The following is a 21,313-nucleotide window of genomic DNA, read 5'->3' as shown; positions in this document are numbered from 1 at the left end:
AACTACACGCAAAATAGGTGAAATGTAAAAGAGATAACCCGAGGAAAACCGAGTGCTTCGCGAAGAACTGAAAGACTTTTTAGCAGACAAAGCCGACGATATGAAAGCGGAAGATATTGTCATCCTAAACGTGGAAGACAAATCCAGCGTAACAGACTACATGATCATTTGTACGGGTACGTCTAAACGCCACGTTTCATCCATCGCCGATCACGTTGCATCTGAAGTAAAAAAAGCAGGCCTTGAACCTTTAGGTATGGAAGGAGAAAACGAAGGTGAATGGGTTGTCCTAGATATGGGCGACGCGATGCTGCATGTCATGCAGGAAGAACACCGCTCTCTGTACCAACTAGAAAAACTCTGGGGTTAATCTTTTGAAAATTCAACTAATTGCCGTTGGCACAAAAATGCCAAAGTGGGTTGAAGAAGGCTTCCAAGAATACCGTCGCCGTTTCCCTCATGATATGCCACTTGAGTTGGTTGAAATCTCAGCAGGAAAACGCGGCAAAAACGCTGATATTGCTCGAATTCTACAAAAAGAAGGCGAAGCGATGTTAGCAGCAGTGCCAAAAGGCAATCGTATCGTGACCCTAGATATTCCCGGTAAAAAGTGGGACACCCCACAGCTGGCAGAGCAGCTAGAAGCTTGGAAACTCGATGGTCGTGACGTTTCTATTCTGATCGGTGGTCCTGAAGGTTTAGCACCTGCATGTAAAGCCGCAGCCGACCAAAGTTGGTCACTGTCAGCGCTAACGTTACCGCACCCACTTGTGCGTATCGTCATGGCAGAGAGTTTATACCGAGCGTGGAGCATTACCGCTAACCACCCTTACCATCGCGAATAATCGTTGTTTAACTTTAGAGCCAAGCGTTAATGATTCGTAGACGCCGCAGTCAAATCCGAGATTATCAAGCCGAAGCGCGCCTGTTCGCTAGCCGCGCTATCGTTGCTTTTTTCGGCATCGTTATATTGATGGGCTTGCTGGTCGCCAATATGTACAACATTCAGGTGAACCAGTTTCAAGATTATCAAACCCGTTCAAATGACAACCGCATCAAAGTGGTTCCTATTGCGCCAAACCGCGGTCTTATCTACGACCGAAATGGTGTCCTGTTAGCCGAAAATCGTCCTGTCTTTAACTTGGAGCTGACTCCAGAAAAAATCAAAGACATCGACGCTACTATCCAAGAATTGCAAACCATTCTGGAAATCACACCAGAACAGATCGAACGCTTCCATCGTGAGCGTAAGCGTACCCGTCGATTCAAATCCGTCCCATTGCTAACCCAGCTGAACGAAAAGCAGGTCGCGGTCTTTTCCGTCAACCAATACCGTTTTCCTGGTGTTGAAATTAGTGCCACACTCAAACGTTACTACCCTTACGGGGAAGTGTTAACGCACGTAATCGGCTACGTTTCTCGTATCAATGACCGCGACATGCAGCGTTTGATTCGAGAAGAAAAAGACGCCAACTACCAAGCGACTCGTGACATCGGTAAGTTGGGCATCGAAAAATACTACGAAGATCTGCTGCACGGCACTGCTGGCTACCAAGAAGTGGAAGTCAACAGCCGAGGACGCGTGATTCGCACGTTAAAGTACGTACCGCCAGTTCCGGGCAAAGACATTGTCTTAAACCTCGATATCAACTTGCAGCTTTACGTTCATCAGCTTTTGGATGGTCGACGTGGCAGCGCTATCGTGCTTGATCCTCGTGACAATGGGGTGCTAGCTATGGTGTCTAGCCCAAGTTACGACCCGAACGCTTTTGTCCACGGCATTTCAGGTAAAGCCTATCGCGACTTGTTGAACGATAAAAACCGCCCGTTGGTAAACCGCACGACGCTAGGTATTTATCCGCCAGCTTCAACAATCAAGCCATTTATGGCAGTCGCAGCGTTGCAAGAAGGCGTAATCACGCCAAATACTACTCGCAACGACCCAGGTTATTGGCGCATTCCTAACTCAGACACTCGTCCATTCCGTGACTGGTTGCGTTGGGGACATGGCCGCGTAGATGTCATTAAATCCATTGAAGAGTCTGTTGATACGTTTTACTACCAAATTGCTTATGACTTGGGGATCGACCGAATTTCAAACTGGATGATGATGTTTGGTTTTGGTGACTACACAGGCATCGATATCTACGAAGAAAGTAAGGCTAATATGCCAACTCGTGATTGGAAGATGTCTCGTCACAAAACGCCTTGGTACAAAGGTGACACTATTCCTGTTGGTATCGGCCAAGGCTATTGGACGGCGACACCAATGCAAATTGCGAAAGCAACATCGGTGTTAGTGAATAATGGTGCGGTTTCCGCTCCTCACCTCCTAAAGTCCACCATCGATAATGGTGATAATTTTGAGGAACAAGAAACCTCTGAATACGTAACCTACCCACCGATTCAAAATGTGCCAGAAAAATACTGGGATATTGCGAAAGAAGGTATGCGCCGTGTAAACCATGGTACTCGTGGTACGGCTCGTCGTTCTTTCTACAATATGAGCTACCAGACAGCCGGTAAATCAGGTACAGCGCAGGTCTTTGGCTTGGGCGAGAACGAAGAGTACAACGCAGATGAAATCGCGGAACACTTGCGTGACCACGCCTTGTTTACGGGCTTTGCTCCGTTTGACGATCCAAAAGTTATCGTTACTCTCGTGCTAGAAAACGCAGGCGGTGGCTCAAGTAACGGTGGTCCAATGGCGAGAAAAATCTTTGACCGAGTGGTACTTGGCCCAGAAGAAATCAAACCAGAAGATGACAAAACCAACGCGCAAAAAGAGGTTACACGCTAATGAAGATGGATCCCTCTACAGGTAAAAACCGCGCCTTGTTTGAGCGCTTCCATATCGACTTGCCCCTCCTACTCGGCATCTTTGCTTTAATGGGTTTTGGTCTTGTGATCATGTACAGTGCCAGCGGACAAAGTTTGGAGATGATGGATCGCCAAGCAATGCGCATGGTATTGTCTCTTGTCGTGATGGTGGTTCTGGCTCAACTTTCTCCACGAACGTATGAAAGCCTGGCGCCACTAATGTTTATTGCTGGTGTAGTTTTGCTATTTGGCGTACTGTTCTTTGGTGAGGCCTCGAAAGGTGCGCAACGCTGGCTCAACCTAGGCTTTGTTCGATTCCAACCGTCCGAATTACTCAAACTTGCGGTACCGTTGATGGTTGCGCGCTATATCGGTCGCCAACCATTACCACCAACATTCCGAACGCTGATTGTTGCGCTAATCATGGTTTGCTTACCAACGATTCTTATCGCGAAACAACCAGATTTGGGAACGTCGATTCTGATTGCGGCTTCAGGTATTTTCGTTATTTTCCTAGCAGGCATCAGTTGGAAGATCATCGCTGCGGCTGCCATTGCCTTGGGTGGCTTCATACCAATTTTGTGGTTCTTCTTGATGCGCGAATACCAAAAGGTTCGCGTTCGTACTCTGTTCAATCCAGAATCTGATCCACTTGGCGCGGGTTACCACATAATCCAAAGTAAAATTGCGATTGGTTCTGGCGGTATTTCCGGTAAAGGTTGGTTGCACGGTACGCAGTCACAACTGGAATTTCTTCCTGAACGACACACTGACTTTATCTTTGCAGTAATTGCTGAGGAATGGGGTATGATTGGCTTCCTTTGCCTATTAGCCATCTATCTCTTCATTATTGGTCGAGGTTTGTACCTTGCTAGCCAAGCACAAACCGCGTTTGGACGAATGATGGCAGGCAGTATTGTACTTAGCTTCTTCGTGTATATTTTTGTAAATATCGGCATGGTGAGTGGCATCCTACCTGTTGTAGGTGTACCGTTACCACTGATCAGCTACGGCGGCACCTCGATGGTGACCCTAATGGCTGGTTTTGGTATTTTGATGTCGATTCATACGCACCGAAAAGCATTCTCTAAGGCGACCTAGACATGCAAAAACGCGCTTTATATTCCTTAGTTTTTTCTGCACTGATTTTGGCTGGTTGTTCATCCACCAGCCAAAAGACACAAGAAGGCCGTTACGAACTTGAATCCGATGTAGCACCTGATACACCGCTTTCAGTCGAACACATCGAGGATGCGCATCCCAAATACGAACCTTACAGCCTAGGTGGTAATACCGATTACCACTTGCGCGGTAATGATTACAAAATCGTTCGCGACGCAAAAGGGTTTACTGAAAAAGGTCGTGCATCTTGGTACGGTAAAAAGTTCCAGGGGCATTTGACGTCTAACGGTGAAATCTACGACATGTACTCCATGACGGCTGCGCATAAAACGCTACCGTTACCAAGCTATGTGAAAGTGACCAACACCGACAATGGCAAAACCACAGTCGTTCGAGTAAATGATCGAGGTCCGTTTCACGATGGCCGTATCATCGACTTGAGCTACGCCGCTGCGCATAAATTGGATGTCATAAAAACAGGAACGGCGAATGTTGAAATCGAAGTTATCAGCGTAGAGAAACCTACCGATCAAAAGTCGCTAGAATCTCACCCAAAGTACGTCATTCAAGTCGCATCTTCAAAAAATGAAGATCGCGCACGAACTTTAGGCGCAGAGCTTGGTCAAAAGCTGGATACCGAAACTTTCTTGGAAAACGCGAAAGAGTCTTATCGCTTGTTATTGGGTCCATTTACTGACTATTCCCTGACGCAAGCCACACTGGATAAAGTAAAGTTGCTCGGCTATTCGTCCGCATTTATTAAAAAACACAACACTGCGAAATGACCTTGAGTCATGAATTTCTAAACGAAGCCCCTCTTACATAAGTGGGGATTCTGGTAAGATGTGTGCAGTTAAACCCAAAAATTTGAATTACCATGAATAAAAATAAGTTTGTGAAATCTATTCTCGTTTCTTCGGTTGCCCTTTCTGCAACCTTCGCTCAATCTGCTTTTGCATCACCAGTCGTTGTTCCAGATGCGCCTCAAATTGCGGCAAAAGGCTACGTACTGATGGATTACCATTCAGGTAAAGTGCTAGCAGAAAAAGAAATGAACACAAAATTGTCTCCTGCTAGTCTAACTAAAATGATGACCAGCTACGTAATCGGCCAAGAGCTAGCGCGTGGTAATATCTCAGAAGATGATGACGTAACCATCAGTAAGAATGCATGGGCGAAAAACTTCCCAGATTCTTCAAAAATGTTCATTGAAGTAGGTACTACGGTAAAAGTACGTGATCTTAACCGTGGCATCATCATTCAATCAGGTAACGATGCGTGTGTGGCAATGGCTGAACACATCGCAGGTTCTGAAGATGCATTTGTTGACCTAATGAACGCGTGGGCAAATACCCTAGGCATGAAGAACTCTCATTTTGCCAACGTTCACGGCCTAGATAACTCAGAACTGTACTCAACACCTTACGACATGGCGCTACTTGGTAAAGCTCTGATTCGTGATGTGCCAGACGAGTACCGTGTTTACTCTGAAAAGAAATTCACTTACAACGGCATCACCCAATACAACCGCAACGGTCTACTTTGGGATAAGAGCATGAACGTTGATGGCATCAAAACTGGACACACAAGCAACGCAGGTTACAGCCTAGTAAGCTCAGCAACAGAAGGCCAAATGCGTTTGGTTGCTGTAGTGATGGGCACTAAAGATGCAAATGCTCGAAAATCAGAAAGTAAAAAACTACTGAGCTACGGCTTCCGCTTCTTCGAAACAGTAGCGCCTCACAAAGCGGGTGAAACCTTCGTAGAAGAAAAAGTGTGGATGGGTAACAAAGACACCGTTGCTCTGGGTCTTGATCAAGACACTTACGTAACACTGCCACGCGGTGAAGCGAAAAACCTAAAAGCAAGCTTCGTACTTGAAAAAGAGCTAGAAGCCCCAATTAATAAAGGTGATGTAGTCGGTAAGCTATACTATCAAATCGATGGTGAAGATATTGCTGAATACCCGCTAATGGCGCTAGAAACCGTAGAGCAAGGCAGCTTGTTCAGCCGTTTGTGGGATTACATCGTATTGTTATTCAAGAGCTTCTTCTAAACGAGTCGCAGAATAGCAAACTTATTCGCAAAGCCGCCAATTATGGCGGCTTTTTAAGTCTGTGATCCTCACCTTGAGTTCACCCTAATTTGACTGTACTATTTCGCACCGCAACGAATACCAACTGGAGTTATCGATATGCTAACCATCAACTCTGATGCAAAATTGAAAGACCTGCTTGAGTTCCCTTGTTCTTTTACTTACAAGGTAATGGGTCATGCAAAGCCTGAGCTTCCAGAACTCGTTCTTGAAGTAATCCAGCGCCATGCTCCAGGTGACTACAGCCCAAAAGTCAAACCAAGCGCTAAAGGCAACTACCACTCAGTGTCTATCAACATCACTGCAACGTCTATCGAGCAGGTTGAAACCCTATACAAAGAATTGGGCGAAATCGACATCGTTCGTATGGTTCTATAATTTTTTGATAGATTAAATTTTTTTTGAAAGCAGCTTCGGCTGCTTTCTTTTTATTTATCAACTAGATAGCTCGATACCCTTGTGCTTTCAGTTAAAAATCTGTTACTCAGCGGTAGAGCATCTGGGTCATCCGGTTTATAATCCAAAAACTTTATATATTAGCGACAGGAATTCCCATGCAACACCAACTTGTTGTAAAACGACTTGGCCGCCAAGACTATGAGCCTGTATGGAAGGCGATGCATGAGTTCACCGACCAACGCACAGAAGAAACCCCTGATGAAGTCTGGTTGGTAGAACATAACCCAGTATTTACCCAAGGGCAGGCAGGCAAAGCCGAGCACTTAATTAACACTGGTGATATTCCTGTCGTACAAAGTGACCGTGGTGGTCAGGTAACCTATCATGGTCCTGGTCAACTCGTGGCTTACTTCTTGATCAACCTACGTCGCAAAAAATTAGGCGTACGAGATCTCGTTACAACCATCGAGAACCTCGTGATCAACACATTAAAAGCATACAATATCGACTCTGCCGCAAGACCAGACGCCCCTGGCGTTTACGTCGATGGCAAGAAAATATGCTCTCTCGGTCTACGTATTCGTAAAGGTTGCTCATTCCATGGGTTAGCCCTGAATGTAAATATGGACTTAACGCCGTTCCTACGCATCAACCCTTGTGGTTATGCCGGCATGGAAATGGTTCAAGTGAGCCAATTTAACGGTCCGAGTGACGTAGAAACCGTAGAAAAACAATTAATAGAAGAACTCGTTACTTTGCTCGATTACGAGCGAGTAGAATTCAGCACAGAAGCACCTTCTCAAGGTAATAAAGCATGAGCAAACCAATCCAGATGGAAAAAGGCGTTAAATATCGTGACGCCGATAAAATGGCATTGATTCCCGTAAAGAACATGCCTACAGAGCAGAAAGAAGTGCTACGTAAGCCTGATTGGATGAAGATCAAGCTACCAGCCGACAGCCAACGAATTCAAGACATCAAAGCTGCGATGCGTAAGAACAAGCTTCACTCCGTATGTGAAGAAGCGTCTTGCCCTAACCTAGCGGAATGTTTTAACCACGGTACAGCAACCTTCATGATCCTAGGTGCAATCTGTACTCGTCGTTGTCCTTTCTGTGACGTTGCTCATGGCCGTCCATTACCACCAGAAGCAGAAGAGCCACAAAAACTGGCAAGAACTATCGCCGACATGAAACTGAAGTACGTTGTTATTACTTCAGTAGACCGTGACGACCTACGTGATGGTGGTGCACAACACTTTGCCGATTGTAACCGTGAGATCCGCGAGTTAAACCCAGACATCAAAATCGAAACACTGGTTCCTGACTTCCGTGGTCGTATGGACGTAGCGCTTGACCTGATGAAAGACAACCCGCCTGATGTCTTCAACCATAACCTAGAAACTGCACCGCGTCTTTACCGTAAAGCTCGCCCAGGTGCGAACTACAAGTGGTCACTTGAGCTTCTTAAGAAGTTCAAAGAGCAGCATCCAGATGTACCGACCAAATCAGGTCTGATGATGGGCCTTGGTGAAACCAAAGAAGAAATCATCGAAGTGCTTAAAGATCTACGTGCACACGGTGTAACGATGCTAACTCTAGGTCAGTACCTAGCGCCAAGCCGTCACCACTTGCCTGTAGAACGTTACGTTCCACCATCAGAGTTTGACGAGCTAAAAGAAGTCGCACTAGAGCTAGGCTTCACGCACGCAGCATGTGGTCCATTTGTTCGCTCTTCATACCATGCCGATATGCAGGCACAAGGTCTTGAGATCAAATAAGCATCTTGAACTAGAAAACTGAAAAGGTTGGCTTAGTGCCAACCTTTTTTGTATCTGCCAACCAAAAGATGCCCTGCACCACTCTTTTTTATTCGATGGCACGATTAAGCAATCACAGACGCCAGACAAACAAAAAGGCCCTCTGTTGAGGACCTTTAGTATTTTCAAATTGATTTGTTTCTAGTTCAGGGAAAAGGCGCGCAGTTTACAACTGCAAATGAGCACCTTTGACGCAGAAATAGCGCGAATCAGGCAGAACAATTAGGCGTAAACCGGCAGACGCTTACAGATTTCTAATACTTTCTGTTTAGTCGCTTCGATAACTTCTTCGTTGCCGATGTTATCTAGAACGTCACACATCCAGTTTGCTAGATCTTTTGCGTCTTCTTCAGTAAAGCCACGACGAGTGATCGCTGGTGTACCTACACGAATACCAGACGTTACGAATGGGCTGCGTGGGTCATTTGGTACTGAGTTCTTGTTTACTGTGATGTTTGCTGCACCTAGTGCCGCGTCTGCATCTTTACCAGTGATGTCTTTGTCGATTAGATCAACAAGGAACAAGTGGTTTTCTGTGCCGTTAGATACGATTTTGTAACCACGCTCTTGGAACTGACCAACCATTGCTTTTGCGTTTTTCACTACGCGAGCTTGGTAAGCTTTGAACTCTGGCTCCATCGCTTCTTTGAACGCTACTGCTTTACCAGCGATAACGTGCATTAGAGGGCCACCTTGACCACCAGGGAATACAGCTGAGTTCAGCTTCTTGTACATATCTTCGCCAGCATTAGACAAGATAAGACCACCGCGAGGGCCTGCTAGTGTTTTGTGCGTCGTTGTTGTTACTACGTGAGCGTGTGGAACAGGTGTTGGGTATTCGCCTGCTGCGATAAGACCAGCTACGTGTGCCATATCAACGAAAAGGTAAGCATCTACTTTGTCCGCGATTTCACGCATGCGCTTCCAATCAACGATTTGCGAGTAAGCAGAGAAACCACCGATGATCATCTTAGGCTTGTGCTCAAGCGCTAGCTGTTCCATCTCGTCGTAATTGATTTGACCCGCTTCATCGATACCGTAAGGGATAACGTTGTAATGCTTACCAGAGAAGTTTACTGGAGAACCGTGAGTCAGGTGACCACCGTGCGCTAGGCTCATACCTAGTACTGTATCGCCTGGGTTAAGAAGCGCCATGTAAACTGCGCTGTTTGCTTGAGAACCTGAGTGAGGTTGTACGTTCGCGTACTCACAACCGAATAGTTTGCATGCACGATCGATAGCAAGCTGTTCTGCTTTATCTACGTACTCACAACCGCCGTAGTAACGCTTGCCTGGGTAGCCTTCAGCGTATTTGTTCGTTAGCTGAGAACCTTGCGCTTCCATTACACGTGGGCTTGTGTAGTTTTCAGAAGCGATAAGTTCAATGTGTTCTTCCTGGCGAAGGGTTTCTTCCTGGATAGCTGCGAACAGTTCCGCATCGTAATCTGCGATGTTCATATCACGCTTAAGCATCTGTATCTCCTGACTCAGATTAGTACTGAAAGTTGCAAAAAAACTGGTTAACGACCTAACGCAAACGTTTTCGTCGCATCAATGGCGCGCATTCTACATAATTTGATCTAGGTCATAAAGAGAAATTTACAATTTTCTCATGCAGTTTTTTCATGATGACAAGCAATAGTTATCATGGTGATGTTGCAATTGTTCAACCACGATTTATTGCCTGTCAATTTTGTGCTTTACACCCTGTAAAACAGCAATTACATAGGTTTACCGCAAATTTTACCCTCTAGCTACCGAAAAGATCATCTTTTTACTACTATGCACGCCTTATTTCTCACCGATGACTGCACTTTTGATGGAAAAACACTCAAGAAAAGAAGACTGGATAGCAATTCTCACTGGTACCTTTTTGGTAGCTCAGGGCGTTTTCTTTCTCCAATCCGCGAACCTTCTAACAGGAGGCACGACTGGATTGGCATTGCTAATAAGCCAATTTACACCTTTTACCTTTGGTGTGCTGTACTTTTTGGCAAACTGTCCTTTTTACTTACTCGCATGGAAACGCTTCGGCCGTCATTTCGCAATCAATAGCGCTATTTCTGGCGCTTTGGTTTCTATCTTTGCCGATCACCTTTATTTGCTGATCTCACTCGAATCCGTTAACGAAATTTATTGCGCGGTAGCAGGTGGCCTATTAATGGGATTAGGTATGCTGATTTTGTTCCGACATCGCTCCAGCCTAGGTGGCTTTAACGTGTTGTGTTTGTTTATTCAGGACAAGTTTGGCATTTCTGTTGGCAAAAGCCAGATGGCAATCGATGCATGTATCCTGTTTGCTTCGTTCTTCTTTGTCACTCCAGAGGTGATTGGCCTTTCGATTTTGGGTGCCTTTGCACTGAATGTCGTATTGGCGATGAATCACAAACCACACCGATATTCCGTTACCTACGGTTCATAAACTTTTGATGATAATTGACGCGCGATTTATAAGATTTCGCGCTTCAATAACTATATAATATTTCGCGATTTCCAAATAACTCGGTACGGTATGCGCGACTTTCTACAACAAGCCAAACAAACTCACAGTTGTATTGCGATTGGCGAGTTGGTCTACAATCCGAAAACACAGACTCTTCATCAAGACACTATCGCGATTGATCTCGAACCTCGTACCATTGAGTTATTAGAACTTCTGCTAACAAGCGTGGGGCATCCGCTCTCTACCGACACCATTATCGAAACCATTTGGCAGAGCAAATTCATCTCCAAGAATGTGCTCACTAACCGCATTAGCACCTTACGTGCGCTGCTACAGCAACACCTACCCGAGTACGATGCGGCTAAGCTCTTGGTCACTTATCCTCGAAAAGGCTATTTTCTTAACCCTGCCAATATCCGTTTAATACCACCAGCGAAAAGCCATCGACGCGTTATTCCAACTCAGGTTGCGAGTAACAAGAACTTCAAGCTAATTTTTGCTTATAGCTTGTGTGCCATACTTGCGGTTTGTAGCGTGACGCTCGCAAGCTTGTTATGGCAACGCCAAGAGATTTCAACACAACAAACACGTCATCAGTTACTTATCCCCAAAGTCGAGTTGCTGCTCAACCGTGTCGATGCAATCGGCTCTCAGGCGCGAAAATATCGCACATTGGTCAAAGCCGTCTTACTGCAACAACAAGTCGAATATCCATATACCGACATCGCTAACCAAGACGCTCCAAGCTACTTTCTGGATCCCATTGGTCATACACCGTATTTCCCTGGTGCACGAAATATGCAGACCAGTGATTACGAACTCAACATAGAGTTAAAAGACGGCGCAGAACAAGGCACCTTGAAAGCGCAGATGAACCTTATTTATCCTGCGACAGGGAAGCTGGCATTTCGCAATGAATACACACTGCGCTTATCCGACCTACAATCGGACATATTCCAAATTCACTCGGATGTCGCACAATACTTCAACTTGCCTGCACCTTCGGCAAGCACATGGCAGCTGTCAGACGTTCACCAAAAAATGCTGTTTGAGAATATCTTTTCTAACCAACCTCTCCAACAAGCTGATGAGTTTGCAGCTATCACAACCGCAAGGCATCTCGCGTTGTACGAGCAAGAACCTCAAAAGCTGGAAGCGTATTTGACGCAAGTTCAGTCGTCGTTCGATGTTTTGCCAGATGAGCTAAGCCTCTGGTTGGGCGTATTGCATTTCAAACTAGGTAACCTAGACCGAGCAAAAGTTCTGTTGACCACTCCAGATGGCGACTCACGTATTCAAAACGCGCTGATTTATACGTTTGTGTCTCACATCGCTTATAAGCAAAACAAACTTGAACAGTTCCGTCTCAACTACATGGAATCACTGGTGGCACTGCTGCGCGTTTTACCCTCCGAGACATTGTTTGAACGTCTTTCTCAATCAGAATCGAAAGAAACTTGCCTTCAACCATGGAAAACGTTGCATGTCAGTTTGACCGATCAAGAAATTATCAGCCGATGGAAAGCGCTCATCAATGAGTATTGTACCAACGTAGCTAACGAAATAAGCCCAAATAAAACAAAGACCTAAATATAAAATTAAGCTTTCGTTAAGCGCTATTAGCTTTTGTTTTTTGCCCTTTTTATCTCACTGAACTTAGCATGCTCGCATTCAAGCAACGGCCCAACATGAAGCGGCCTTATCAATCAGGAATGTAAACCATGCTAAACAAAATGACGCTTATCGCAGCAGCAACTCTGGCTCTTTACGGCTGTGGCGGAGGTTCGTCTTCTGGCAGTGCTAATCCAAACAAAGTGCCTCAAGAAAGTTTCGACATCGCGATTCAAAACTCCATTTTCGCTCCCGAGACAAACACACAACTTAGCTACTCGTTTAGCTTGGATGGCCAATCTGAAGGTGACATGAAGCTGAGCTTTCAAGCGATGGATAGCGAGCAAATATTGGCAGCATTGGCACAAATCCCAAACAGCGAGGCAATCATCCAGCTGGTTAATGACTTGGTGAACTACGGCGCTCAACAGTTCTACTACTCTGACGAACAGTTCAATAACGAAGAAGAGAGCAATACACTTTATTTTGCAGGCTCTGATGGTGCACTTCATGAAGTCACCGACGTTTATTCTATTGGCAATCAGTTTATTGCCATACTAATGCACAGTAGCCCGATTTTCCGCCTGAACGGTAACGACGTAAAAGAGAAAAGCCCGAATATTGATATCGGTGAAGAAACCATGTCTCTGCAAACCACTCTTACAGGCAACGCAGTACACCACCTGTTAGACAGTTTTGAAGAACATGAGTGGGTACAAAACCTGCCAATGACAGCATCTTGCCAAGTGGTTTGGCAACAGCAAATCCGAGAGACTGGCGTACGTAAAACGTTCTCAATTTCAGGCAAGACAATTGAAGCGGCGTACCTGACAGAAGAGAATACTTACAACCTAAACTGCGATGATATGGACTCAATGGAATTCGCCACTTCGGCAGAACGTTGGTTTAACCCGAGCTTAGGTCTGATTGAGCAAATCGAACTACTAAAAGTACAACAAGTACAAATCAACGAAGAGAAAGTGCTGCTAACAGCGATTGAAACAAAATAAGGATACGGCATCTCAATAAAAGAAGGCTTTGGGGAGCAAACCAAAGCCTTCATCTCGAACATCAATCCTAGGGGTGATGACACCCGAGTTTATTCTTCTATCAATAAAATACGAGTTTCGTAAGGTCGTAACACTTGATGGTTTGGCGCGACTGCGCTCGCTGAGTTTTGATAATTGGATAGCAAGTTTTTCGCTTTACTCAGTTCAAAACGTTCTGGCAGAACGCATTCCACCTCTTCAGCGTAGTAGTTATTGATACACAGCAGCGTTTGTTTGTCGTTCTGGCGAGCGTAAGCAAAAATGCGTTGATGCTCTGGCAGTAAATCTTCATAACGGCCATCGGTGATCACCGGAACCTGTTTACGTAGCTCAATCAAACGTTTGTAGAAGTAGAACACCGAGTTCAAATCAGCAACCGCTGCTTCTGCGTTGATTTCAGAGTAATTCTGCGCCACCTCAAGCCACGGTGTGCCTTCGGTAAAACCAGCGTGCTTTTGGCTGTTCCACTGCATTGGCGTACGTGAGTTATCACGCGACTTCTGCGCCAAAATCGCCATCATATCTTCGTGAGATACGCCATCGCGGTTGACCATGATGTCGTACATGTTGGTGCTTTCTACGTCGCGGTACTGGCTGATCTCGGTGTAACCTGGGTTGGTCATACCAATCTCTTCACCTTGATAAACATACGGTGTGCCTTGCATCATATGTACAGACGCCGCCAGCATTTTCGCTGACTCGACGCGGTATTGTTTATCATCACCTAAGCGGCTGACCACACGAGGTTGATCGTGGTTACACCAGAACAGTGCGCCCCACCCTTTGCCATTTAAGCCCGTTTGCCAATGGTTGAAGATCTGCTTTAACTGAATGAAATCAAACGGCGCTTTGGTCCATTTTTCACCATTCGGATAATCGACTTTCAGGTGGTGAAAATTGAACACCATCGACAGCTCTTTGCCATCTAATGAAGAGTATTGCTGGCAGTGATCTAGCGTGGTCGAAGACATTTCCCCCACCGTCACGCTTCCGTACTTTTGAAACACGGCTTCGCTGATTTCTTGCAGATATTCGTGCACGCGAGGACCATCCGTATAGAAACGGCGGCCATCGCCAATATCATCACTTGGGAAGTCTTGCTGTTTAGAAATCAGGTTGATGACGTCGAGACGGAAACCGTCCACGCCTTTGTCTGCCCAGAAACTGATGACTTCTTTGACTTCTTCACGCACCGCTGGGTTTTCCCAGTTCAAATCCGCCTGCTCTTTAGCAAAAAGGTGCAAGTAGTACTGCCCTGTCGCGTCATCCAATTCCCAAGCATTGCCTCCAAACTTCGATTGCCAGTTGTTAGGTTCTGCGCCCTCAACCGGATCTTTCCAGATGTAGTAGTCACGGTATGGGCTGTTTTTGTCCCCTAACGCGGATTGGAACCAATGATGCTCAGTCGACGTGTGGTTCACTACAATGTCCATGATGATACGAATACCCAACAGATGCGCTTCTGCCAGCAAGGTATCGAAATCTTCCATAGTGCCGAACTGTGGATTGATCGCGTAGTAATCGGAAATGTCATAACCGTTATCAACCATAGGAGACTGATACACTGGCGTCAGCCAAATCGCATCCACACCAAGGTGTTTTAGATAATCCAGTTTAGAAATGATCCCTTTAATGTCGCCCGTGCCTTTACTGCCACTGTCACAAAAACTTTTTGGGTAAATTTGGTAGATGGTTGCGGTTTTCCACCAGCTCTCATCATGCTTGGTCATAGCCATTTCTAACACTCACTTACCAGTAATCGGAAACTTAAAATTTGAAAAGAAAAACAGGAGGAGGCAGCCAAGTCACTGCCTCAAATTGAATTACGCGTTTGCCGCTTCAAGCTCACCTTTCGCTTGTGCACGCTTATAGAGAATTAATGTTAATGCGGCAGGTACCACCATCGCGACTAGCATCGCCAGAGCAAAGATGCCCCAGAACTGCGGTTGGATAGATAAGATACCCGGCAAGCCGCCTACGCCGATACCGTTCGCCATTACACCCGCACTACCACAGATAGCAGCAGCACATGCACTACCGATCATCGCGCTCAACATTGGGAACTTGTATTTCAAGTTGATGCCGTACATGGCTGGCTCTGTTACGCCAAGGTAGGCAGAAATCGCCGCAGGCACTGAGATTTCACGCTCATCCTGCTTTTTACTGATGATAATGATGCCAACCACTGCCGATGCTTGAGCAATGTTCGATAGTGCAATCAAAGGCCAAATCGGCGTGCCACCCAATTCTTGCATCAACTGCAAGTCAACGGCGTTGGTTGTGTGGTGGATACCTGTGATCACAAGTGGCGCGTATAAGAAGCCGAAGATGGTTGAGCCAATCATCGCGAAGTCACCCGTCATGGCCGCTTTTGCTGCGAATGCCACGCCATCACCCAACATGCGACCAAATGGACCAATGATCGAGTGCGCAAGAATCACAGACACAATGATAGAAACAAACGGTACTACTACTAGGTAAAGGTAAGACGGAATGATGCGTTTTAAGCGTGTTTCGATAAACGCCAGTGCGATACCTGCTAACATCGCGGGAATCACCTGCGCTTGGTAACCGACTTTCTCAATCGCAAACAACCCAAAGTCCCACACTTCAGGTACTTGCTTACCAATCAGGTAAGCGTTCATTAACTGCGGCGAAACCAACGTCACACCGAGTGTAATACCCAGAATCGGTGTACCGCCGAGCTTTTTCACGGTCGACCAACACACACCAACGGGTAGGAAGAAGAAAATCGCTTCACCAATTAACCATAGGAATGAGTGAACAGTCGCCCAAAACTGACTGATTTCCGTTAGGGTTTGACCATCAAACATTTTGATGTCGCCAATCACATTACGGAAACCAAGGATCAGACCACCAGTGATGATCGCAGGCAGCAACGGTACAAAGATTTCTGCAAGGTGGGAAATACCGCGCTCAACAATATTCATGTTTTGACGAGCAGCGTTCTTGGATTCGTCTTTGCTCGCTTCACTTTTACCGCTTAGCTCGATCAGTACTTTGTAAACCTCATCAACTTCAGTGCCGATGACAACTTGGAATTGACCTGCGTTGGTAAAACAGCCTTTCACCATACGCAAGGCTTCTAACTGTTTCGTGTCCGCTTTGTCGGTATCATTTAGAACAAAACGCAAGCGAGTTAAACAGTGGCTTACACTGGCAATATTGTCCGGCCCCCCGACCAGCTCAATAAGACGCTCCACGTCTTTACGCGCAATCTTACTCATAACTTTGTCCACCCTGTATTGGATACATTCGATTCATCATTTTATTTTTATAAATGGGAACATTCCCATCTCTTAATTTTAATATTGCCACCCAAAGACAAAAAACAAAATGGGAACAGTCCCATTAATTGAGAATGATCACAGTATAATTTTAGAGCAGATCGTTTTAGAACGGGTTAACGGCAAACAGGATGTTGAGTGAAGTGCACGACTTCTTCATCGCCATTTAATTGATTAATCAGCATCTTAGCGGACTTTTCACCCGCAAGGGTATAACCCGGGTCAACACTAAATACTTTAGGGAAAAGGAAAGACAGCAACTCGTTACCACCCACGCCTGTCACGACCACGTCTTCACGGCCTAACTCTTGAAGACGCTTAATTACGCCCAATGCAATGGTATCGCTGGCACACACAATGGCTTGCGTGTCTGCTTTTAGAACGTGATCCACCAATTGATAAGCACTTTCATGGCTAAGCTTACCGGTTTGGAAACAAGGTGTGAGTTGTTTACGTTGACACCAAGCTTTATAAGCATTTAAACGCGCCAAGCCTGTGGTTTTGTCTTCAGGATCAACACCAATATAAGCAATGCGAGAGAGAGATTGCTGCTCAAGATGAGACAAAGCCATGCCTATCACGCCTTGGTTATCATAATTGATGGAAGAGACGTTATTGGTATCCATCGCAATCACCACAATGCGATTGCCCCATTCAGCTAAGGCTTGCTCATCGCACCCAGTAAAGCCAAACACAATCACCCCATCCACATTGCGACGCTTAAGCACGTTTAGATGCTCGTTGGTTTTGTCGCGATCAAATTGGCTCTCCATGATCACTGCGTCATAGCCAGCGGAATACAATGCATTGAGCATTGTACCAACAGCACGATTTTCGGATGGCGAGTCCAGACGGGAGATAATAACTCCAATGACTTTTTGGCTACCGCCTCGCATTGATTGCGCAGATTTGGACGGTATATAACCAGATTCACGAATGATTTGCTCTACTTTCTCTCGCGTTTGAGGTTTCACTTTTGGATCGTTGGTAAGCACACGGCTTACTGTTGATTTGCCAACGCCTGCCAATTTCGCGATATCAAGAATGGTGAGTTTTTTGCTCATAAGTGATCAAACTAGAATGGATGAATGCTTAGGTGACTGAACTTTAACAGCAATAAAAGAAAAGGGAAGCAAACGCTTCCCTTAAACATGCAAATTGTGGTGTTATTTTTGTAAATACGCTGGCACATCTGCGATGCTATCGAGCACTACTGTAGCTAATGCTTCACCTTGCTCGGTGATTGGCTTACCTGTGCGAACCAGAATCTTAGTGCCAACACCTGCGGCTTCTGCTGCCATCATGTCTTCGGCTTTATCACCAATCATCACAGATTTTTCCATGTCGATTTTCAAGAAGTCGCGAGCAGAGATAAACATACCAGGTTTAGGTTTACGGCAATCACAATCTTGCTTGTAGTCACCGATGCCATGCTCAGGATGATGTGGACAGTAGTAAAAACCATCAAACTCAACGCCATTATCAACGAAGTTCCAGTCCATCCATTGTGTCAGAGACAAGAAACGGTCTTCACTGAATTTACCGCGCGCGATGCCCGATTGATTCGTTACAAGCACCAACAGGTAACCTTTATCTTTCAGCGCTTTTGTCGCTTCAAACACACCGTCAATGTACTCAAAATCATGTTCGTCATGAACGTAGCCGTGGTCAACGTTGATCACGCCGTCACGATCGATAAAAACAGCAGGTTTTGCCAAAACGTATTTCTCTATTAACTCGGTTTAATCAGATTATTACATACCTTATAAACTTCAACACTATCTAATTCGTTCTAGGCCTCGACAAAACGGTTGATTTGTTGGGCAAGAATCGGTAAATCTGAGGGTGCCCCTCCGCTCATCTTCTTGTTGTTATCTACGCCTCTTTCTTTCCAAAACAGAACATCCATACATTTAGACGTCTAGACGTAAAAATATCTATTGACTTCATTCTGGTTAACCCATAGCATCAACTGAGAATTGAGATAAAGCTCAAAATTAAGTTCTGTCAAAGGCCGTTTTTGACAGCGAAGTTCCCCTTATCTCTGGGCAGGTTGAAACATGATAGAAATAAAAAACGTCAATAAAGTGTTCTACCAAGGCAGTAAGGAAATCCTTGCCCTGAAAGACATTAACCTACACATCGCCAAGGGCACCATCTTCGGTGTTATCGGTTCATCAGGCGCTGGTAAAAGTACGCTGATCCGCTGTGTAAACATGCTAGAAGCACCAAGCTCTGGATCCATCATCGTTGATGGCGTTGATTTAACAACACTCAGCAAAAAGCAGTTGGTTGAAACGCGCCGCAACATTGGCATGATCTTCCAGCACTTCAATCTGCTTTCGTCTCGTACTGTGTTTGATAACGTGGCTCTACCACTGGAACTGGCTGGCAAAGACAAATCGCAAATCACAACAAAAGTGACTGAGTTGCTAAAGCTCGTTGGCTTAGCGGACAAGCACGAAAGCTATCCGTCCAACCTAAGTGGCGGTCAAAAACAACGTGTGGCTATTGCTCGTGCATTGGCATCCGACCCAAGCGTACTGTTGTGTGACGAAGCCACCAGCGCATTGGATCCTGCAACGACTCAATCCATCCTTGAGCTATTAAAAGAGATCAACCGCAAACTCAACATCACGATTCTACTGATCACCCACGAAATGGAAGTGGTAAAAAGCATCTGTCACGAAGTGGCGATCATCGGTGGTGGTGAATTGGTTGAGAAAGGTACGGTTGGCGATATTTTTGCGCACCCGAAAACGGAACTGGCTCACGAGTTCATTCGTTCCACATTGGATCTTTCCATTCCAGAAGATTACCAAGCGCGTTTGCAACCAAATCGCGTTGAAGGCAGCTACCCTCTTGTCCGTATGGAATTTACTGGCGCAACCGTAGATGCACCGTTGATGTCGCAGATTTCGCGTAAATACAACATCGACGTCAGCATTCTGAGTTCCGATCTTGATTACGCCGGCGGCGTGAAGTTCGGCATGATGGTCGCAGAGCTGTTTGGTAATGAACAAGACGACAGTGCAGCAATTGAATATCTGCGCGAGCACAACGTAAAAGTAGAGGTACTTGGTTATGTCCTTTAATACGATTTTTGAATGGCTAAGTTTAAACAGCAAACTACTTTTAGGTGCTACGTGGGAAACTATCTACATGGTCGCGGTTGCTGGCGTAGTGGGTTTTGCGGTCGGCATTCCATTGGGAGTGATTCTGCATATTACTAAGAAAGGCGGCTTGCTAGAAAACACCAAACTGAACGGAATTCTTGGTGCAGTGGTTAACGTTGGGCGCTCAGTTCCTTTCCTTGTTTTGATGGTTGCGATCATTCCAGTAACTAAGATGTTAGTGGGCACTTTCATTGGTACAACTGCGGCAATCGTTCCGCTGACTATTGGTGCGATTCCGTTTGTCGCTCGTCTTATTGAAGGGGCATTGCTGGAAGTACCAACTGGCTTGGTTGAGGCTGCGCAATCCATGGGCGCAACACCAACGCAAATCATCACAAAAGTTCTCCTACCAGAAGCAATGCCGACTATTGTTAACTCAGTGACGATTACTCTAGTGACATTAGTGAGCTACTCTGCGATGGCAGGAACGGTGGGCGGCGGCGGCCTCGGTGACGTAGCCATCCGATACGGCTTCCACCGTTACGACATTACTATCATGGCAGTAACCGTTGTGATGTTGATTGTTCTAGTACAAATTATTCAGTCTATCGGTGACGCAGTGGTGCGCCGTGTAGACCACCGATAAGCATTGAAAATACATATTATAAGGAGATAAACATGAAATTTAGCCTTAAAGGTCTTTTGACTGTAGCAACTGCTGCTTCTGCTCTTGTTCTAGCGGGTTGTGGCGATAAAGAAGTGGACGTAAACAAGGTAAAAGTTGGCGTAATTGCAGGTGCTGAAGCACAAGTTGCTGAAGTAGCGGCAAAAGTAGCGAAAGAAAAGTACAACCTAGACGTTGAACTGGTTACGTTCACGGACTACGTAACACCAAACGCTGCGCTAGATGACGGCTCTGTAGACGCGAACGCTTTCCAACACAAACCTTACCTAGATCAACAAGTTAAAGATCGCGGCTACAAACTGGCTATCGCAGGTAACTCGTTTGTTTACCCAATCGCAGGGTACTCAAAGCAAGTAAAATCTGTGGATGAAATTCAAGATGGCGCACGCATCGCGGTTCCAAACGATCCAACCAACCTAGGTCGCTCACTACTGCTTCTTGAGCAACAAGGTTTGATCACTCTACGTGATGGCGTTGGTCTACTCGCTACAGTACGTGACATCGTAGGCAACCCGAAGAACATTGAAATCATTGAGCTAGAAGCACCACAACTTCCTCGTTCTCTGGATGACGTAACGCTGTCTATCATTAACACCACTTACGCAAGCTCTATCGACCTGTCTCCAGAGCGTGACGGTGTGTTTGTTGAAGATAAAGAATCTCCATACGTAAACCTAATCGTAGCGCGTGAAGAGAACGTTAATGCTCAAAACGTACAAAACTTCGTAAAAGCTTACCAAACTGAAGAAGTTTATGAAGCAGCGAAAAAACTATTCAAAGGCGGCGTAGTGAAAGGTTGGTAATCCCGCTTTTCTAAAACCGAACTATTCGAAAACAAAAGGGCTG

20 protein-coding genes are annotated in these 21,313 nt (G+C 45.7%); 15 read left to right on the top strand and 5 right to left on the bottom strand.

Annotation, left to right across the window (positions count from 1 at the left end; translation table 11 throughout):
• Positions 1-52 precede the first annotated feature (52 nt).
• The 9 genes from rsfS (at position 53) to lipA (ending at position 8,216) form a co-directional block, all read left to right on the top strand.
• Positions 53-370 carry a ribosome silencing factor gene (gene rsfS / locus ACF8CV_RS12560; protein WP_005456130.1) on the top strand — a complete coding sequence of 106 codons (318 nt, stop codon included), beginning with the start codon at positions 53-55 and terminating at the stop codon, positions 368-370.
• 4 nt (positions 371-374) lie between these two features.
• Positions 375-845: a 23S rRNA (pseudouridine(1915)-N(3))-methyltransferase RlmH gene (gene rlmH / locus ACF8CV_RS12555; RefSeq protein WP_005456129.1), complete on the top strand. Its 471-nt coding sequence runs from the start codon at positions 375-377 to the stop codon at positions 843-845.
• Between the two features lie 29 nt (positions 846-874).
• Complete coding sequence (gene mrdA / locus ACF8CV_RS12550) at positions 875-2,800, top strand: penicillin-binding protein 2 (RefSeq protein ID WP_005483660.1); 1,926 nt, start codon at positions 875-877, stop codon at positions 2,798-2,800.
• Positions 2,800-3,921, top strand: coding sequence for a rod shape-determining protein RodA (gene rodA, locus ACF8CV_RS12545; protein WP_021449681.1), 1,122 nt, complete (start codon positions 2,800-2,802; stop codon positions 3,919-3,921). Before mrdA ends, rodA begins: the two co-directional genes overlap by 1 nt.
• 2 nt (positions 3,922-3,923) lie before the next feature.
• Positions 3,924-4,727 carry a septal ring lytic transglycosylase RlpA family protein gene (locus ACF8CV_RS12540; RefSeq protein WP_005483406.1) on the top strand — a complete coding sequence of 268 codons (804 nt, stop codon included), beginning with the start codon at positions 3,924-3,926 and terminating at the stop codon, positions 4,725-4,727.
• Between the two features lie 92 nt (positions 4,728-4,819).
• Positions 4,820-5,998, top strand: coding sequence for a serine hydrolase (locus ACF8CV_RS12535; protein WP_005488796.1), 1,179 nt, complete (start codon positions 4,820-4,822; stop codon positions 5,996-5,998).
• A gap of 138 nt (positions 5,999-6,136) precedes the next feature.
• On the top strand, positions 6,137-6,415 hold the full coding sequence (gene ybeD / locus ACF8CV_RS12530; protein WP_005488798.1) for a DUF493 family protein YbeD: 279 nt from the start codon (positions 6,137-6,139) through the stop codon (positions 6,413-6,415).
• A 176-nt stretch (positions 6,416-6,591) separates the two neighbouring features.
• On the top strand, positions 6,592-7,254 hold the full coding sequence (lipB, locus tag ACF8CV_RS12525) for a lipoyl(octanoyl) transferase LipB (protein WP_005488805.1): 663 nt from the start codon (positions 6,592-6,594) through the stop codon (positions 7,252-7,254).
• On the top strand, positions 7,251-8,216 hold the full coding sequence (gene lipA, locus ACF8CV_RS12520; RefSeq protein WP_005488793.1) for a lipoyl synthase: 966 nt from the start codon (positions 7,251-7,253) through the stop codon (positions 8,214-8,216). Before lipB ends, lipA begins: the two co-directional genes overlap by 4 nt.
• Before the next feature lie 261 nt (positions 8,217-8,477).
• Here the strand turns inward: lipA and glyA are convergent, their stop codons facing one another.
• Positions 8,478-9,728 carry a serine hydroxymethyltransferase gene (gene glyA / locus ACF8CV_RS12515; RefSeq protein ID WP_005479594.1) on the bottom strand — a complete coding sequence of 417 codons (1,251 nt, stop codon included), beginning with the start codon at positions 9,726-9,728 and terminating at the stop codon, positions 8,478-8,480.
• Between the two features lie 346 nt (positions 9,729-10,074).
• Between glyA and ACF8CV_RS12510 the strand changes: the two genes are divergently transcribed.
• The 3 genes from ACF8CV_RS12510 to ACF8CV_RS12500 all read left to right on the top strand — a co-directional run bounded on the left by ACF8CV_RS12510 (position 10,075) and on the right by ACF8CV_RS12500 (position 13,319).
• Positions 10,075-10,677: a YitT family protein gene (locus tag ACF8CV_RS12510; RefSeq protein ID WP_005496223.1), complete on the top strand. Its 603-nt coding sequence runs from the start codon at positions 10,075-10,077 to the stop codon at positions 10,675-10,677.
• A 90-nt stretch (positions 10,678-10,767) separates the two neighbouring features.
• A complete protein-coding gene (locus ACF8CV_RS12505; protein ID WP_138938466.1) occupies positions 10,768-12,288 on the top strand; it encodes a winged helix-turn-helix domain-containing protein in 1,521 nt (506 codons plus the stop codon).
• Between the two features lie 131 nt (positions 12,289-12,419).
• On the top strand, positions 12,420-13,319 hold the full coding sequence (locus ACF8CV_RS12500; protein ID WP_138938467.1) for a hypothetical protein: 900 nt from the start codon (positions 12,420-12,422) through the stop codon (positions 13,317-13,319).
• An 89-nt stretch (positions 13,320-13,408) separates the two neighbouring features.
• Here ACF8CV_RS12500 and treC read toward each other — a convergent pair whose 3' ends face one another.
• The 4 genes from treC to gmhB form a co-directional block, all read right to left on the bottom strand.
• On the bottom strand, positions 13,409-15,094 hold the full coding sequence (gene treC, locus ACF8CV_RS12495) for an alpha,alpha-phosphotrehalase (RefSeq protein ID WP_138938468.1): 1,686 nt from the start codon (positions 15,092-15,094) through the stop codon (positions 13,409-13,411).
• Between the two features lie 87 nt (positions 15,095-15,181).
• On the bottom strand, positions 15,182-16,606 hold the full coding sequence (gene treB, locus ACF8CV_RS12490; protein WP_024700102.1) for a PTS trehalose transporter subunit IIBC: 1,425 nt from the start codon (positions 16,604-16,606) through the stop codon (positions 15,182-15,184).
• Between the two features lie 176 nt (positions 16,607-16,782).
• Positions 16,783-17,730: a trehalose operon repressor TreR gene (treR, locus tag ACF8CV_RS12485; RefSeq protein WP_129152965.1), complete on the bottom strand. Its 948-nt coding sequence runs from the start codon at positions 17,728-17,730 to the stop codon at positions 16,783-16,785.
• A 102-nt stretch (positions 17,731-17,832) separates the two neighbouring features.
• The gene (gene gmhB / locus ACF8CV_RS12480) at positions 17,833-18,384 is read right to left on the bottom strand and encodes a D-glycero-beta-D-manno-heptose 1,7-bisphosphate 7-phosphatase (protein WP_005459163.1); all 552 of its coding nucleotides are present in this window, start codon (positions 18,382-18,384) and stop codon (positions 17,833-17,835) included.
• A 342-nt stretch (positions 18,385-18,726) separates the two neighbouring features.
• On the opposite strand from gmhB, the gene metN reads away from it, so the two are divergent.
• Genes metN through ACF8CV_RS12465 form a run of 3 tightly spaced genes read left to right on the top strand, consistent with a single transcriptional unit; the run spans position 18,727 to position 21,270 of the window.
• Positions 18,727-19,761, top strand: coding sequence for a methionine ABC transporter ATP-binding protein MetN (gene metN, locus ACF8CV_RS12475; RefSeq protein ID WP_005459161.1), 1,035 nt, complete (start codon positions 18,727-18,729; stop codon positions 19,759-19,761).
• The gene (locus ACF8CV_RS12470; protein ID WP_005459160.1) at positions 19,751-20,428 is read left to right on the top strand and encodes a methionine ABC transporter permease; all 678 of its coding nucleotides are present in this window, start codon (positions 19,751-19,753) and stop codon (positions 20,426-20,428) included. Before metN ends, ACF8CV_RS12470 begins: the two co-directional genes overlap by 11 nt.
• Positions 20,429-20,460: 32 nt before the next feature.
• Entirely contained in the window at positions 20,461-21,270 is an 810-nt protein-coding gene (locus ACF8CV_RS12465; protein WP_005459159.1) for a MetQ/NlpA family lipoprotein, read from the top strand.
• The last annotated feature ends 43 nt before the right edge of the window (positions 21,271-21,313 follow it).

Origin of the sequence: Vibrio sp. zbq_1 (assembly GCF_043102935.1) — a bacterium.
In the GTDB taxonomy this organism is placed as follows: domain Bacteria; phylum Pseudomonadota; class Gammaproteobacteria; order Enterobacterales; family Vibrionaceae; genus Vibrio; species Vibrio parahaemolyticus.
This window is presented reverse-complemented; position numbering and strand designations above follow the sequence as displayed.

Bases quoted from the DNA above. Each gene is read 5' to 3' on its own strand.
- mrdA (WP_005483660.1), top strand. From the start codon at position 875: ATGATTCGTAGACGCCGCAGTCAAATCCGAGATTATCAAGCCGAAGCG.
- rodA (WP_021449681.1), top strand. From the start codon at position 2,800: ATGAAGATGGATCCCTCTACAGGTAAAAACCGCGCCTTGTTTGAGCGC.
- ACF8CV_RS12540 (WP_005483406.1), top strand. From the start codon at position 3,924: ATGCAAAAACGCGCTTTATATTCCTTAGTTTTTTCTGCACTGATTTTG.
- ACF8CV_RS12535 (WP_005488796.1), top strand. From the start codon at position 4,820: ATGAATAAAAATAAGTTTGTGAAATCTATTCTCGTTTCTTCGGTTGCC.
- ybeD (WP_005488798.1), top strand. From the start codon at position 6,137: ATGCTAACCATCAACTCTGATGCAAAATTGAAAGACCTGCTTGAGTTC.
- lipB (WP_005488805.1), top strand. From the start codon at position 6,592: ATGCAACACCAACTTGTTGTAAAACGACTTGGCCGCCAAGACTATGAG.
- lipA (WP_005488793.1), top strand. From the start codon at position 7,251: ATGAGCAAACCAATCCAGATGGAAAAAGGCGTTAAATATCGTGACGCC.
- glyA (WP_005479594.1), bottom strand. From the start codon at position 9,728: ATGCTTAAGCGTGATATGAACATCGCAGATTACGATGCGGAACTGTTC.
- ACF8CV_RS12510 (WP_005496223.1), top strand. From the start codon at position 10,075: ATGGAAAAACACTCAAGAAAAGAAGACTGGATAGCAATTCTCACTGGT.
- ACF8CV_RS12505 (WP_138938466.1), top strand. From the start codon at position 10,768: ATGCGCGACTTTCTACAACAAGCCAAACAAACTCACAGTTGTATTGCG.
- ACF8CV_RS12500 (WP_138938467.1), top strand. From the start codon at position 12,420: ATGCTAAACAAAATGACGCTTATCGCAGCAGCAACTCTGGCTCTTTAC.
- treC (WP_138938468.1), bottom strand. From the start codon at position 15,094: ATGGCTATGACCAAGCATGATGAGAGCTGGTGGAAAACCGCAACCATC.
- treB (WP_024700102.1), bottom strand. From the start codon at position 16,606: ATGAGTAAGATTGCGCGTAAAGACGTGGAGCGTCTTATTGAGCTGGTC.
- treR (WP_129152965.1), bottom strand. From the start codon at position 17,730: ATGAGCAAAAAACTCACCATTCTTGATATCGCGAAATTGGCAGGCGTT.
- metN (WP_005459161.1), top strand. From the start codon at position 18,727: ATGATAGAAATAAAAAACGTCAATAAAGTGTTCTACCAAGGCAGTAAG.
- ACF8CV_RS12470 (WP_005459160.1), top strand. From the start codon at position 19,751: ATGTCCTTTAATACGATTTTTGAATGGCTAAGTTTAAACAGCAAACTA.
- ACF8CV_RS12465 (WP_005459159.1), top strand. From the start codon at position 20,461: ATGAAATTTAGCCTTAAAGGTCTTTTGACTGTAGCAACTGCTGCTTCT.